The 14,417-nt window shown below is 65.9% G+C and carries 11 protein-coding genes; 3 read left to right on the forward strand and 8 right to left on the reverse strand.

The genetic code is table 11. The annotated features are described in order from the left end of the window. Positions 1–296 precede the first annotated feature (296 nt). Positions 297–1,361 (forward strand): helix-turn-helix domain-containing protein, encoded by a 1,065-nt coding sequence (locus ACSKB8_RS10195; RefSeq protein WP_438103868.1) that lies wholly within the window; start codon positions 297–299, stop codon positions 1,359–1,361. A 327-nt stretch (positions 1,362–1,688) separates the two neighbouring features. Beyond that, positions 1,689–3,116, forward strand: coding sequence for a serine hydrolase domain-containing protein (locus ACSKB8_RS10200; RefSeq protein ID WP_438103870.1), 1,428 nt, complete (start codon positions 1,689–1,691; stop codon positions 3,114–3,116). Between the two features lie 197 nt (positions 3,117–3,313). On the opposite strand, the gene ACSKB8_RS10205 is transcribed toward ACSKB8_RS10200, so the two are convergent. After that, complete coding sequence (locus ACSKB8_RS10205; RefSeq protein WP_438103872.1) at positions 3,314–4,684, reverse strand: MmgE/PrpD family protein; 1,371 nt, start codon at positions 4,682–4,684, stop codon at positions 3,314–3,316. 122 nt (positions 4,685–4,806) lie between these two features. On the opposite strand from ACSKB8_RS10205, the gene ACSKB8_RS10210 reads away from it, so the two are divergent. Next, positions 4,807–5,922 carry an FUSC family protein gene (locus ACSKB8_RS10210; protein WP_438103874.1) on the forward strand — a complete coding sequence of 372 codons (1,116 nt, stop codon included), beginning with the start codon at positions 4,807–4,809 and terminating at the stop codon, positions 5,920–5,922. A gap of 1 nt (position 5,923) precedes the next feature. On the opposite strand, the gene ACSKB8_RS10215 is transcribed toward ACSKB8_RS10210, so the two are convergent. The 7 genes from ACSKB8_RS10215 to ACSKB8_RS10245 all read right to left on the reverse strand — a co-directional run bounded on the left by ACSKB8_RS10215 (position 5,924) and on the right by ACSKB8_RS10245 (position 14,348). Further along, entirely contained in the window at positions 5,924–6,574 is a 651-nt protein-coding gene (locus ACSKB8_RS10215; RefSeq protein WP_438103875.1) for a 2-hydroxychromene-2-carboxylate isomerase, read from the reverse strand. Next, the gene (locus ACSKB8_RS10220; protein WP_438103877.1) at positions 6,571–7,059 is read right to left on the reverse strand and encodes a DUF2867 domain-containing protein; all 489 of its coding nucleotides are present in this window, start codon (positions 7,057–7,059) and stop codon (positions 6,571–6,573) included. The genes ACSKB8_RS10215 and ACSKB8_RS10220 overlap by 4 nt, the downstream gene beginning before the upstream one ends. Beyond that, positions 7,056–8,450 carry an MATE family efflux transporter gene (locus ACSKB8_RS10225; protein WP_438103878.1) on the reverse strand — a complete coding sequence of 465 codons (1,395 nt, stop codon included), beginning with the start codon at positions 8,448–8,450 and terminating at the stop codon, positions 7,056–7,058. Before ACSKB8_RS10225 ends, ACSKB8_RS10220 begins: the two co-directional genes overlap by 4 nt. Positions 8,451–8,742: 292 nt before the next feature. Then, positions 8,743–10,038 (reverse strand): UDP-N-acetylglucosamine 1-carboxyvinyltransferase, encoded by a 1,296-nt coding sequence (gene murA / locus ACSKB8_RS10230; RefSeq protein ID WP_370989843.1) that lies wholly within the window; start codon positions 10,036–10,038, stop codon positions 8,743–8,745. Positions 10,039–10,162: 124 nt separating this feature from the next. After that, a complete protein-coding gene (locus ACSKB8_RS10235) occupies positions 10,163–10,630 on the reverse strand; it encodes a hypothetical protein (protein WP_370989844.1) in 468 nt (155 codons plus the stop codon). Positions 10,631–10,916: 286 nt separating this feature from the next. Beyond that, positions 10,917–13,352 (reverse strand): DNA topoisomerase (ATP-hydrolyzing) subunit B, encoded by a 2,436-nt coding sequence (gene gyrB, locus ACSKB8_RS10240; protein ID WP_438103881.1) that lies wholly within the window; start codon positions 13,350–13,352, stop codon positions 10,917–10,919. A gap of 255 nt (positions 13,353–13,607) precedes the next feature. Beyond that, positions 13,608–14,348: a hypothetical protein gene (locus ACSKB8_RS10245; protein WP_438103883.1), complete on the reverse strand. Its 741-nt coding sequence runs from the start codon at positions 14,346–14,348 to the stop codon at positions 13,608–13,610. Positions 14,349–14,417: the final 69 nt, after the last annotated feature.

Below are 14,417 nucleotides of genomic sequence, written 5' to 3' on the forward strand. Positions count from 1 at the left end.
GTTGGATGCGAGACTAGCAGGAATTTGCAGCGCCGTCGCGACAAAGCCGGGGCTCAACGTCGCGGACCGCAATAGCGCCTTGTGCAGAACTATCATCGCCTCACCCACCGCTGTCATTCCCCGCGAAGGCGGGGAATCCAGTACGCTGCGGCTCATCGGTCTAACCACTGCCGTCTCGGAGTACTGGATCGCCCGGTCAAGCCGTGCGATGACAGTTGTGGTGCGGATGGTCCTTGAAAAAATACACCTGACGAAGGATGTTCGGCTGATTTCAATCGCGACCGTCGCATCGCCCGATGACATTTGCCGCAACAGAACTCGCATTTCGCGCCGCGTCCGTGGCGCTGCTGCTTGTGCTTGGAGCGTCGCTCGTCTCTGATTTCGGCCACGTGCTGGCAGCCCGGCTCGGCGCTGGCTTCGCGATCGGCTCGGCCGCGCATGCGGCGAGCTATTCGGTCGGCGTGTCGTCGCTGGTGCCGGCCTGGCATGCGCCGCTGATTGCGTTGTCGACGGGCAACATCGTGGTGTTCTGGCTGTTCACGCGCGCGCTGTTCGACGACGAGTTTCGCTTGCGCTGGTGGCACGGATTGATCTGGGGACTGGTGACCGCGTTCAGCTTCGTCAACTGTCTCTGGATCGCACCGGGCGGAAACGTCCGGCTTGCCGTCACCGTCGTCAATCTGATCGTGCTCGGTTTCATTGCGCTCGCGGTGGTGCAGACGATCAGTTCGTGGTCGGCCGATCTGGTCGAGCGCCGCCGCCGCGTTCGCGTCTTCATCGTCTGCGCGGCCGCGCTCTATGGCGGGCTGAACGCGCTGCTCCAGATTGTCGTGGCCGGAACGGAGGTTGGCGAACTCGCCGACACGATCAATGCGGGCGTGCTCGCCTGCATCGTTGCGGCCATCGCCTATGCGATGATGCGCGTCGATGGTGCCGACCTGTTTCCGGTGGCTGCGGAGGCCGCGCCGCCGCTGGTTTTGAGCCAAGCCCCGGCGGCAGAAGACGCCGCCGACCAGAAGCTCATCGATGCCCTGATGCGGCTGATGGCGGACGAGCGGATCTATCGCCAGGAGAACGTCACCATTGGCGTGCTGGCGAATTGGCTGAAAATTCCCGAATACCGGCTGCGCCGGCTGATCAACCAGCGCCTCGGCTATCGCAACTTCAACGTCTTCCTCAACAATCACCGGATCGAGGAAGCCAAGGCCGCACTCGCCGATCCCGCCCAGGCCGAAGTCCCCGTCATCACCATCGCCATGGATGCCGGCTTCCAGTCCCTCGGCCCCTTCAACCGCGCCTTCAAGGCGGTGACCGGCGTGACCCCGACGGAATATCGGCGGCTTAAAGCGAGCACGGCGTGATGGGCTCTTCGCCTCTCCCCGCCTGCGGGGAGAGGCCGGAATTTGCGGAGCAAATTTCGGGTGAGGGGAGCCTCCGCGAGTCCGTCTGTCGCCGTCCCCGCGGAGGCTCCCCCTCACCCCAACCCTCTCCCCGCAAGCGGGGCGAGGGGGGTCCACCGTCCCCGGTGCGACAGACCAGCCCGATTTTCAAGCTGTTGGATCTGTTGCGTTATTTCAGAATCGATCAGTCCCGGCCAAATCCAGCCACGCCATTTTCCAAATCCGGCGAGCACATATCCCATGTCTCCTGCTTCGTCCCGGGCACACGCCCCAAGCCGGAGACAGCCCGTGACCCGCCGCCGCAAGATCGTCCTCCTCGCCACCATCGCCTGTGCCGGTCTCGCGCTTGGCGCCGCGCGAGCGCGCGACGTGCCGAAGGTCGCCACCGGCTTTGTCGCCGGCATCCTGTGCTCCGAGACCTTCGTCTCCGGCCTCGATCCGCGGCGCACCTTCACCGAGACCAACGATGCGATGCCCGGCACCGGCCTGATCAGCTGGGCGATGGAGTATCGCGTCGACCGCGTGCGCAAGGACGTTACGGTGACACTATTTGGCCTCGGCCGCAGCCATGCCGTCTATCGCGAGGGGCTCGGCTGCACGCTCGCGCATGGCGAGCCGCTCGCCGAAGTCATCCCGCCGCCGGACGACCGGCAGCCCGCGCTGCTGCCCGAGATCGCCGGTCCGGCGATCGTGCCGCCGCAAAGTCCCGAGCTTGCTGCCGCGCTCGATCGCGCCTTTGCCGAACCCGTGCAGCCGCCCTATCGCCGCACCCGCGCGATCGTCGTAATGAAGGCGGGCCGCGTCATCGCCGAGCGTTATGCCGACGGCATCGGACCGGAGACACCGCTGCTCGGCTTCTCCATGACCAAATCGGTGATCTCGGCGCTGACAGGCGTGCTGGTGCGTCAGGGCAAGCTGAAGCTCGACGGGTCCGCGCCGGTCGCCGCCTGGAAGCATGCGGATGACCCGCGCCATGCCATCAGCGTCGATCAATTGCTGCGCCACACCGCAGGGCTGGCACTCGGCAGCTCGTTGCAGGCCTCGCTCGGCTCCGCCTTCGAGCCGGTGAACCGCATGAAATTCGTGGAAGACGACATGGCCGCCTATGCCGCGAGCATGCCGCTCGCGACCGCGCCGGGCGCAGCGTGGAATTATCACGACGGCAACACCATCCTGCTCTCGCATCTGATCCGCAACGCGGCCGGCGGACATCCCGCAGCTGCTGCACTGCACTTCGCGCGCCGCGAATTGTTCGTTCCACTCGGCATGCGCCATGTCACGCTCCAGCTCGACGCTTCAGGCACGATCGAGGGCTCGAGCGAGATGCTGGCATCGGCGCGCGACTGGGCGCGCTTCGGCCAGCTCTATCTCAATGACGGCGTCGCCGGCGGCCAGCGCATCCTGCCCGAGGGTTGGGTGAGCTATTCGTCCTCGCCCACGCCGAAGGCCTGGGTTGGCATCGGCGCCGGCTTCTGGACCAACCAGGGCGACAGCTTTGGCGCGAAGTTTCGCATCGCGCACGGCTGGCCGCGCGATGCCTTCTTCGCCAAGGGCACGATCGGGCAGTACACGATCGTGATCCCGTCCGAGCGGCTGGTGATCGTGCGCATGGGACGCTCGCCGAACTGGCCGCCGGAAGCAGATGGCGTGTTCGATCTGGTGCGCGATGTGGTGGCCGCAACGCGCGAGAAGGGGAAGATGGCCGGGGCGGATTGAGAGGAGCGGTGCGGCGCTTCTTACCCTCCCCTGGAGGGGGAGGGTCGATCGCGCGCAGCGCGAGCGGGGTGGGGTGACGGTCTATCCTTTGAAGCAGTGCCCGTGTGGAGAGATCACCCCACCCCGCTTCGCATTGCGCTTTGCTTCATGCGAAGCGACCCTCCCCCTCCAGGGGAGGGTGAGCATGCGCGCTCGAGCTATTGCCTCCCCAGCTCCGTCGCCTTCGCCACGCGGTCGAACCGCTCCAGCGTCATGATCGCATCCGCAAACTTCTCAGCGCGCGCGTTCAGCACGGGCCGCGCCAGCGTCAAAAACTTCTGCTGCATCGCCTGCCTGTCAGGAAACGAATTCGGCTCGCCGGAGGGATCGGCATAGAGCCGCTCATGCACGCCATCGTCCGTCGTGATGCTGACGCGGGCGCCGAACGGATGGGTGCGGCCGATTTCGAGCCGGTCGTCCTGCACCACGTCGAACTTGTCGGCGAGGGCGTCGACGGCGGCGTCGCCAAGGCGGTTGTAATCGTCCCAGCCGAATGAGCCCTGGTCGAGCGCGAGCGCGCCGGTGAAGAACATCGAGAACTGGCCGCCGACGATCGAGGTCGGATGCCGCTTGGTCGCGGCATCGCCGGTGAGCGTGATGCCGTTGCGATGCAGGCCGATCTCGACACGCTTGACCTGGTCCGGCGTCAGATTGTGCTCGCGCCGCATTGCGATCAGCGCGTTGATCGCCGCATGGGTGTAGCGGCAGCTCGGATAGGGTTTGACGCCGATCTTCAGCGTCTCGTAGGTCTTGCCGAGCTCGGCCACCGCTTTGCCCGGATGCGCATCGTCGGTGTAGCCGGCGAGCAGGCCGTGCTTGCCCTCGACCGATTCCGTCGCGCCGACGAAATCGTTGCGCGCCAGTGTCGCGGCGATCACGCCGTTCATCGCGGCGGCGCCGACCTGGTAGCGCTTGTTCCAGGCGCCGTTGACCAGAAATTGCAGCGATCCGGCAGCTTGGCTGCCGGAGACGCCGAAGGCGGCGATGATCTGCTGCTCGGAGAGGCCGAACAGTTTTGCGGCGGCCGCGGCCGCGCCATAGGTGCCGGCGGTCGCGGTCGGATGAAAACCGCGCGCGTAGTGTGAGGTCGGGTCGAGCGCATTGCCGAGCCGGCAGCAGACTTCATAGCCTGCAACGATCGCGGTCAGCACGTCGCGGCCCGACGCGCCGACCATCTCGCCGACCGCGAAGGCGGCCGGCACCACCGGCGCGCTCGGATGCAGCGAGGAATCCGCGTGCGTGTCGTCGAAGTCGAGCGAATGTCCCAGCGCGCCGTTGAGCAGGGCCGCCACCGCCGGCGTCCAGGTTTTGCTGTCGCCGAACACGGTGGATTCGCCCTTGGCATCGAGCGCGAGCGCTTCCAGCGTCTTTAGCATCGACGGGGTCGATTCCGCCTCGCTGCGGGCGCGGATGGCGCTGCCGAGGAAGTCCAGCGTCAGCACTTTGGCGCGATCCAGCACCTCCGCCGGAATATCCTGATATTTCAGATTGAAGACATAGGCGGCGAGCGTTGCGGTTTCGTGGGCCATCGTGTTTCCTCGCTTTGGCCGGCAAGTTAGGCGGGCTAATTTCGCCTTTCAAGCGGCCTAGCGGGGGCGGGCATCAGCCATGCTTTTGCCTGGCGCAAGAGGATCGGACCGGGACGTTGACGATGACACGCGCAAGAGAGCTGTTCGACCGGATTCGGGCGCGACGGACGCAATTGGGGCTGGCGATCCGAGTCACCGTGGCGGCGGTAGCCGCCTATGCCATCGCCACCGCGCTGCATTTGCTTTTGCCGCTCTGGGCGGTGCTGACCTCGCTGATCGTGACCCAGATGAGCGTCGGCCGCTCGCTGAAGGCGACGCGCGACTACATGCTCGGCACCATCGGCGGCGCCATCTATGGCGGCGCCATCGCGATCCTGATCCCGTACTCCGGTGAAGCGGGCCTGTTGGGGCTTCTGGTGCTCTCGGTCGCCCCGCTCGCCTTCATCGCCGCGATCAATCCGAGCCTCAGCGCCGCGACGGTCACCGCCGTGATCGTGCTCCTTGTTCCGACCATGCATCACTCCGATCCCATGACCTCGGCGATCGATCGCGTCAGCGAGGTCGCGGTCGGTGCCATCACGGGCCTGCTCGTCTCCTTCCTGGTGCTGCCCTCGCGCGCGGTGCGGCAGATCCGCGCCAGCGCAGCAAGACTGCTCGAACTGATCGCCGATGCCTTCACCGAACTGCTCGCGGGCCTCACGCGCGGCCGCGACAACGACGCGCTGCACCGGATCCAGGACGGCATCGGCACTGCGATGGTCAGCCTCAACGCGATTGGCGCCGAAGCCGAACGCGAGCGCGCCGCGCGGCTGTCGAGCGGGCCGGATACCGGTCCCTTGCTGCGAACCATCCTGCGGCTGCGGCATGACGTCGTGATGATCGGCCGCGCCACCGTGGTGCCGCTGCCGGCCGAGGTGCAGACGCGGCTCGCAGCTCCGCTGACGGAGGTCTCGACCGTGATCGCCCGCTTCCTGCGCTCAGCCGCTGCGGCCTTGCGGGAGGGCGCCGGCGCGCCGCCGCTCCATCCGGTCCACGTTGCGCTCCAGCATTACGCCGAGGCGGTCGCCGCCGTCCGTCACGATGGTCTGATCCGCGGCCAGCCGAGCGACACCGCCGAGCGCTTCTTCGCGCTCGGCTTCTCGCTGGAGCAGATGCACCAGAACCTCTGCGATCTCGACCGCGTCGTCGGCGAATGGTCGGAGGCAGCGGCCGACAAGCCCGCGCGGGTGGCGGAGTGAGCTAGCGCCGCTTCAGCCCCTTGCTCTGCATGCGCCAGACCAAGAGGTCGATGCGGTCCTGGCCGAAGAACGGCTCGTTCTCGAACACGAAGGTCGGCACGCCCCAATGGCCCGACGCGGCGTGGTCCTTCTCGTTCTCCGCGATCACCTGCTCGTAGCGATCCGGGTCAGCGGTGATTGCGGCATCCATGGCGGCAAGATCGAAGCCGGCCTTCTCGGCCGCGCGCGCGAGATGAGCGCCCTCGTTCCATCCCGCCACCGAACCGTCCCATAGCACGCGCGCGATCGCATGTGTGAATTCGAGCGAGCGGCCCTCGAGCTGCGCCATCGCGCCCAGCCGGGTCAGGCGGTGGATGTAAGGCTGCTCCGCCGCAACGTCGAGCGTCGTCTTGTCCTGCACGATCGGATCGGGCCTTGGAAAGCGGAACGGAATGCCCTCGTGCTGCGCCACACGCGTGCTGTCGAGCACCACATAGCGAATGAAGTTCGGGCTGGCCTTCTTGAAGAATCCAGGCACGCGGACCGCGAGCGGGTAGACCGGCCGCAGGTTGACCGCGAGGTCATACTCGGCGACGAGATTCAGTGTCTTGGGCAGGGCCAGATAGCTGAAGGGACTGCGGTAGGAGTAGAAGAGATCGACGGACAGCGTCATCCGGCCGGCTCCACGATGTCTCCCATCATGCTGCGGGCCACGAGCTTGTGGAACGGTACGATCAGCGTGAGGTAGGTACGCCCGAGCAGATTGTTGGTCCGCACCAACGTGGTCAATGTCACCTGCTGGTCCGCCCCGTCGCCGGCGACGTCAACCACGACGCGGAAATCGAGATGGTAGTCGTCAAACCCGGCGATGAGCTGCTCCGGCGTTTCGCTCAGCACTGGAAACAGGCCGATCATCCCGTACGGAGCCGGAGCACCTTCGCCCGACGTCTTCAGTCTGAAGGGTTTCACCAGGATGTTGCGCAAGCGCGTCAGCGCATCGATCCAGCGCGGCCCGTGCAGCACCATTCGGGTGCAGGCCTCGCGGGCGCTCAATTGCGTCGCGCCGACCTCTACACGAAAGGCATCGATGAACTGCGCGCCTGATAGTACAGCGCCGGCATCGACATCGGGTGTGACTTCGCGAACCGAGCCTGTCATCCCGCCAGTTTGCGCGTCAGCATGCCAAAGCGCAAGATCAACAGGCCGGCATAAACGAACGATCCGATCGACAGCCCGATCCAGACGCCGACCGCGCCGAGGCTGGCGTGGAAGGCGAGGACCCAGGCGATCGGGAAGCCGACGCACCAATAGCCTGTTGCTGCGAACACAAGCGTCATCTGGGTGTCATTGATGCCGCGCAGGGCGCCGCCCATGATGGTCTGGAGCGCATCGGCGATGAAGAAAGTCGCGCCGACCAGCAAAAGTGTCGCGGTCAGCGCGACGGTCGGCGCGCTGGCCTCGCTGCTGCCGAAGAACAGCCGTCCCAGCTCATAGCGGCCGAGGATGATCGCGACAGTCAGGGCCGCGACGAACGCAATGCCGAGCACGGCGGCAACGAGCCCCGCGCGCCGGACGCCGGCCGGCTCGTTGCGGCCGAAGGCGTGGCCGACGCGCACGGTGGCAGCCATGCCGATGCCGAGCGGCACCATGAACAGCACGGCGGTGACCTGGAGCGCGATCTGATGCGCGGCGAGCGCGGTGGTCGAGATCAGCCCCATCAGCAGCGCCGCCGAGGAGAACAGGCCGTATTCCATCAGCAGCGAGAACGAGATCGGCGCGCCGATCGCGATGAGCTGGCGCATCAGGGGCCAGTCGATCCGCCAGAAATGGACGAGCGGGTGATAGTCCGCGAACGGTTTTCGCCACGCGGCAATAGTGAGCGCGGCGAGGAAGGTGCCGAGATTGACCAGCGTGGTCGCAAGCCCCGCGCCGAGCAGGCCGAGCTTCGGCAGGCCGAACAGGCCATGGATCAGGACATAGACCAGCGCGGCATTGGCGGGGATCGCGGCGAGCGTGATCCAGAGCGGAGCCTGCGGCCGGTTCACCGCGCTCATCATGCTGCGCAGCGCGATGAAACCGAGCGCCGGCGCAATGCCCCAGGCCAGCCCGTTGAGATAGCGCTGGGCCAGCGCGGCAGAATCCGGCGCCTGCCCGAGCACGAGCAGGATCTGCTCGCCATAGAGCGGCGAGGCCATCATCGGCAGCGAGATCAGCAGTGCGACCCACAATCCGACGCGCAAGGAACGGCGGATCAGCCTGACATCGCCGGCGCCAAAGGCCTGCGCGGCGAGCGGCGACACCGCTGACATCAATCCGAGTCCGAAGGTGAAGCTGACGAAATAGACCGTATGCGCCAGCGCCGCCGCGGCCACCGCGTCCTCGCCGAGCCGGCCGATCATCGCGAGATCGGTCGTGATCATCGCGATCTGCCCGAGCTGCGTCAGCATCATCGGCACGGCCAGCCGCAACGTCTCGGCGAATTCATCGGCGAGATGGTTTGACGGCGCGCCGGCTTGCGGCTGCGCATGATGTTGCACGGTGTCGAGCATGGCCGGTCCCTAGCACAGCCACACGTCGAAAACATGGCCCGTGCTTTTTTCCTCTCCCCTTGCTGGCGAGGGTGGCTCGCCGCGATAGCGGCGAGACGGGTGATGGGTTTCTATCCGCTAGCTCGGAATTGTAGGGTGGGCAAAGGCGCGCTTGCGCCGTGCCCACCATCGATCCAACATCGCAACAGAAGCGGTGGGCACGCTTCACTTTGCCCACCCTACGATACTGCGTTCGGGGCACGAGATGGTGCGAGGTTTTTTTGCCCTCTCCGGCAAGGGGAGAAGGGAAGAGCTAGCCCTTCCGTTCCGGCACGCGCTTGATCTTCGCACCCAGTGCGTTCAGCCGTTCCTCGATGCGCTCGTAGCCGCGCTCGATCTGGTCGGCGTTGTTGATGGTCGAGGTGCCCTCGGCGCAGACCGCGGCGAGCAGCATCGCCATGCCGGCGCGGATGTCGGGCGAGGTCATCGGCGCGCCGCGCAGGCGGCTGGGGCCGGCGATGATGGCGCGATGCGGGTCGCACAGCACGATGCGCGCGCCCATCGCGATCAGCTTGTCGACGAAGAACATCCGCGATTCGAACATCTTCTCGAACATCAGGATCACGCCCTCGCATTGCGTGGCGGTGACGATCGCGATCGACATCAAATCGGCCGGGAAGGCCGGCCAGGGTTGGTCCTCCAGCTTCGGCACGTGGCCGCCGAAATCGTCCTGGATCTTCAGCGTCTGGTTCGAGGGCACGATGAGGTCGTCGCCCTCGACGCGGCAGACGATGCCGAGCCGCTCGAATCCCATGCGGATCGAGCGCAGGTGCTCGACACCGGCACGCACGATGCGCAAGGGCGAACGCGTCACGGCGGCAAGGCCGATCAGCGAGCCGACCTCGATATGATCGGGCTGGATGGAGTAGGTCGCTTCCCCCAGTGTCGCCGGACCATCCACGATCATGGTGTTGGTGCCGATGCCCTCGATCTTCGCGCCGAGCGCGACCAGGAAATTGGCGAGGTCCTGCACATGCGGCTCGGACGCGGCATTGCGCAGATAAGTGACGCCATCGGCGGCGACAGCTGCGACCAGCGCGTTCTCGGTCGCGGTGACGCTCGGCTCGTCCAGGAACACGTCCGCACCGGCGAGCTTCGGCGCACGGAATTCGAGCCGGTCGGTCGCGGTGACCTTTGCGCCCAGCTGCTCCAGCGCCAGCACATGGGTGTCGAGACGTCGGCGGCCGATGACGTCGCCGCCGGGCGGCGGCAGCATCACTTCGCCGCAGCGGGCGAGCAGGGGACCCGCCAACAGAATCGAGGCGCGGATGCGCACGCACAGCTCGGGGTCGAGATCGGCGGCGCGGATGCTCTTGGCATGGATGCGCAGCGTATTGCGCGCGGTCCACTCCGCCGCGGCGCCGACCGAGCGGATCAGCTCGACCAGCGTCTCGGTGTCGCGGATCCGCGGCACGTTCTGAAGCGTCACCGGATGCTCGGTCAGCAGTGCCGCCGCGATGATCGGCAGCGCCGAGTTCTTGTTGCCGGACGGCTCGATCGAGCCCGAGAGCCGGTGACCGCCCTCGACGATGTATTGGATGGGCGCCACGGGGTTCTCGCTGTCCTGTTGGTGGGGCTGTTTCGGAGGCGGAAACTACAGAGAATTGAGCGCGGGAGCAATTGTGGTGGCCGTGGCTCGAGCCCGTCCCTCGGGAGCTTGTGACAGGCGGCCCTTAGAACAACCCAATGATATTCCCGACCACGTAAAGGATGGCAATCAGGATCAGCGCGCCGATCATGACGTAGGAAATTTCGATCGCGATGGCGCCGGTGCCGAGCGTGGCGGCCACGGCGGCGAGGAGCCGCTCTTCCCGGAAGATGAGCGCGAGCACCGAGAGCAGGATAGCGAGCAGGCCGAGCGAGATCGCGGTGACCGATGCGGTTTCACTCCAGCTTCGCGCCGCGGATTTTTCGATCCTGGGAGCCTGATACTCTACGCCCTTCACCCGCGCCATCACGCGGTCCTTGATGCGATGTCCCGTGTCGACGATGACCTGCTCCGCTGGCGGCGGCGGAAACACGATCGGCACGACCCAACGCGGCAGCACGGCGGCCATCAGCGCCAGCACGCCGACGATGCTGCCGATGATGCCGAGCCGGCGGGATGGCGCGGTGGAACTGGTCATTGCGGAGCTGGTCATGGCGTGAGCGCTTCCCGGCCGGAATGGCCCGCGGGTTCATGCCACTTCGTCGCGATGGCGGGAGGTGAGGTTCAGGGGGGCCTCACCTCTCCCCGACGGGGAGAGGTCGGATTGCGCCTGGCGATGCGAAGCATCGTCCAGTGCAATCCGGGTGAGGGCCCGCGACACCCAGTGAAATCAGATCCCCTCACCCGGATCGCATCTAGCGATGCGCTCCGACCTCTCCCTACGGGAGAGGTGATCTTTGCTCGCGGTCAGCACCGGTCAAGCAAAAACGCGTCGCGCGCTAGATATCGATCGTCGCACTCAGCGAATGTTCCTGGATGAAGTCGCGGCGCGGCTCGACCACGTCGCCCATCAGCTTGGTGAAGATGTCGTCGGCCTCGTCGACCTCCTTGACCTTCACCTGCAAGAGCGAGCGCGCCTCGGTGTCGAGCGTGGTCTCCCAGAGTTGCTCCGGGTTCATCTCGCCGAGACCTTTGTAGCGCTGCAGCGCGATGCCCTTGCGCCCGGAATCGGTGACCGCCTCGAACAGATCGACCGGACCGTGCACCACGTGCTCGCTGTCCTTGCGCCGCAGCTTGCCGGAGCGGGCGTAGACGTCCTGGAGCTTCGTCGTGTACTCGTCGAGCTTGCGGGCCTCGGCCGAGCCGAGCAGCGCGTCGTCGATGACAGCCGCTTCCTTGACGCCGCGCACGGTGCGCTCGAACAGGAACCCCTGGCCCTCGACGAATTGCCCGACCCAGCCGCGCTCGACCTCCTCGGCCTGGTTGTCCAGCCGGCTCGCGATATATTGCGCGGCGGCCGCCGCGTTCTCGGGATTGCCGTAGATCGACTTGTTCAGCACGCCGGTGATGGCGGCCTGCTCGACCACTTTGCGGTTATAGCGGCTGTGCAAATTGCGCAGGATGCTGCGGACCACGCGGGCGTCGTCGACCAGCGAGCGCAGATCGCGCCCGGTGCGGTCGCCGCCGGTGCCGGGAACGAACACGCAATCGTCGAGCCCGGCGTCGATCAGGTAATCCTCCAGCGCGCGCTCGTCCTTCAGGTATTGCTCGGACTTGCCTCTGGAGACCTTATAGAGCGGCGGCTGGGCGATGTAGAGATAGCCGCCGTCGATGATGTCGTGCATCTGCCGGTAAAAGAAGGTCAGCAGCAGCGTGCGGATGTGAGCGCCGTCGACGTCGGCGTCCGTCATCACGATGATCTTGTGGTAGCGCAGCTTCTCGATGGAGAATTCGTCGCCGATACCGGTGCCGAGGGCGGTGATCAGCGTGCCGATCTGCTCGCTCTTCAGCATCGTGTCGGAACGAACGCGTTCCACGTTGAGGATCTTGCCGCGCAGCGGCAGCACCGCCTGGAATTCGCGGTTGCGGCCCTGCTTGGCACTGCCGCCTGCCGAGTCGCCCTCGACGATGAAGAGCTCGGATTTGGCCGGATCCTTTTCCTGACAGTCGGCGAGCTTGCCCGGCAGCGACGAGACCGAGAGCGGGCTCTTGCGCGTCAGCTCGCGCGCCTTTCGTGCGGCTTCGCGGGCGGCGGCGGCCTGGATCACCTTGCCGACGATCATCTTGGCTTCGCTCGGGTGCTCCTCGAACCAGGCCTGGAGCGCCTCGTTGAGGACGTTCTCGACCACGGGACGCACCTCCGAGGACACCAGCTTGTCCTTGGTTTGCGACGAAAACTTCGGGTCCGGCACCTTCACCGACAGCACGGCGGTGAGGCCTTCGCGGCAGTCGTCGCCGGTCAGCGCGATCTTTTCCTTTTTCGCATTGGCCTCGGCATAACCGTTGACCTGGCGCGTCAGCGCGCCGCGGAAGCCGGCCAGATGGGTACCGCCGTCACGCTGTGGGATGTTGTTGGTGAAGCAGAGCACGTTCTCGTGGTAGCTGTCGTTCCACCACAAAGCAGCCTCGACGCCGATGCCGTTGGCTTCCGCGCGCACCATGATTGGCTTGGGCACCAGGGACTTCTTGTTGCGGTCGAGATATTTGACGAACTCCTCGACGCCGCCGGAATAGTGCATCTCCTCGCGCTTCTCGACCGCGTGGCGCGTGTCGGAGAGCGCGATGTTGACGCCGGAATTGAGGAAGGCGAGCTCGCGCAGACGGTGCTCGAGCGTGGCGAAATCATATTCGACGTTCTTGAACGTCTCGGTCGAGGCCAGGAACGTCACCTCGGTGCCGCGCTTGCCCGGCGCATCGCCAACGACCTTGAGCGGCGCCACGGCATCGCCATGGGCGAACTCGATGTAGTGCTCCTTGTCGTCGCGCCAGATCCGCAAGCCGAGCTTGCTGGACAGCGCGTTGACGACGGAGACGCCGACGCCGTGCAGGCCACCGGAGACCTTGTAGGAATTCTGGTCGAATTTTCCGCCGGCATGCAGCTGGGTCATGATGACCTCGGCCGCGGAGATGCCTTCGCCCTTGTGGATGTCGACGGGAATGCCGCGGCCGTCGTCGCGCACCGTGACGGAATTGTCAGCGTTGAGGATGACGTCGACGCGCGTGGCGTGACCCGCCAGCGCCTCGTCGATGGCGTTGTCGACGACCTCGTAGACCATGTGGTGCAGGCCCGAGCCGTCGTCGGTGTCGCCGATATACATGCCCGGGCGCTTGCGGACGGCATCGAGACCCTTGAGCACGCGGATCGATTCCGCGCCGTAGTCGCTCGCGTTGGAGGGCTCGTTTTCGGCACGCGGCTGCCGAGCAGGTTCTGTCATGAGAGGCCTTTGAGATGTCGCCCGAATCAGCGGCGCAAAAGGCGCTGATTTGCAGGCTATTTGTGCCATGAAAGAGGGTTTGCGCCTAGCGCAAAGTATCTCCTCGCAACCCTTTGGGAAGATAGGGTTTTTGGACCGATTTTCAAGGCTTTCGAAAGCCGATTCAGCGCGCTGCAAAAAGCCCGATTCGAAGGCCCGTTTGGGGCCTCGAAAACCCTTGAATTTGTGGGAACGGAAAGGTCAGTTTCGGAGCCCTCAATACAGCTGGAGCGGCGGCCACGCCTCACCGTCGCGCCCGACCGTGAGCTCCCAGGTATCGCCGGCGGCGACGGTGAGACTGTTCGTGATGGCCGGGCGGTCCGGCACGCCCAGTCTGTAGGAGTATTTGCCGGGCCCAAGATCCAGCGCGACGGCGTTCGCGCCGGCGGGGCGCGGGATGGTCCGCTCGTTGATCGTGAGCACGGCTTCCTGCTCGCCGATGTTGCTGAACACCAGCTTCGCCTGGCCGGGTGCGGGCAGGACGTTCGCCCGGGTCGCTGCATCCGAATTCTTCTGCACGAGGTGGACCGAGGTGCTGCCGGCCTTGCGGTCGAGCTCCAGCGCTGCCGGCCCGATTGGGGAGACGAAGTCGAGGCGCACGTGATCGGCGGTGATCACCGCGCCATCCTGCTCCTGCCAGCCGAGCTTTCCGAGCTCCGTGCGATAGAAGGCGAGGACGTCGTCGAGCCCTGCGGGCACGGTGGCTTCGAGCCGGGTCCGGAGCGGGGCTTCGATGCCCGGCATCACGGTGGTGTGGATCCCGCGATAGCTGTAGCGGGTCGGCGCAGGCAGCTTGGCATCCGGATCCAGCGTGAGCGCGGCAGAAAAGAGCGGCGGCAGATTCGACACAAAGGCGCCGGCGCTTGCCGCGAGCAGGCAGCTTGCGAAGAGAGCAAGGCCGCACGCAAAAACTTGCCATCGTGCCGGAGCTCGCACCCCAGGCCTCACCGTCGTCATGCTCACGCTCCAAGGATATCGCGCGTGTTGGAAATCTTGCGCGATGGCCGCTTCCAGCGGCCTCTGGCA

This window comes from Bradyrhizobium sp. BR 1432, assembly GCF_051547705.1.
In the GTDB taxonomy this organism is placed as follows: domain Bacteria; phylum Pseudomonadota; class Alphaproteobacteria; order Rhizobiales; family Xanthobacteraceae; genus Bradyrhizobium; species Bradyrhizobium zhanjiangense.

Bases quoted from the DNA above. Each gene is read 5' to 3' on its own strand.
- gyrB (WP_438103881.1), bottom strand. From the start codon at position 13,352: ATGACAGAACCTGCTCGGCAGCCGCGTGCCGAAAACGAGCCCTCCAAC.
- ACSKB8_RS10210 (WP_438103874.1), top strand. From the start codon at position 4,807: ATGACACGCGCAAGAGAGCTGTTCGACCGGATTCGGGCGCGACGGACG.
- ACSKB8_RS10205 (WP_438103872.1), bottom strand. From the start codon at position 4,684: ATGGCCCACGAAACCGCAACGCTCGCCGCCTATGTCTTCAATCTGAAA.
- ACSKB8_RS10235 (WP_370989844.1), bottom strand. From the start codon at position 10,630: ATGACCAGCTCCGCAATGACCAGTTCCACCGCGCCATCCCGCCGGCTC.
- ACSKB8_RS10195 (WP_438103868.1), top strand. From the start codon at position 297: ATGACATTTGCCGCAACAGAACTCGCATTTCGCGCCGCGTCCGTGGCG.
- ACSKB8_RS10225 (WP_438103878.1), bottom strand. From the start codon at position 8,450: ATGCTCGACACCGTGCAACATCATGCGCAGCCGCAAGCCGGCGCGCCG.
- ACSKB8_RS10220 (WP_438103877.1), bottom strand. From the start codon at position 7,059: ATGACAGGCTCGGTTCGCGAAGTCACACCCGATGTCGATGCCGGCGCT.
- ACSKB8_RS10215 (WP_438103875.1), bottom strand. From the start codon at position 6,574: ATGACGCTGTCCGTCGATCTCTTCTACTCCTACCGCAGTCCCTTCAGC.
- ACSKB8_RS10245 (WP_438103883.1), bottom strand. From the start codon at position 14,348: ATGACGACGGTGAGGCCTGGGGTGCGAGCTCCGGCACGATGGCAAGTT.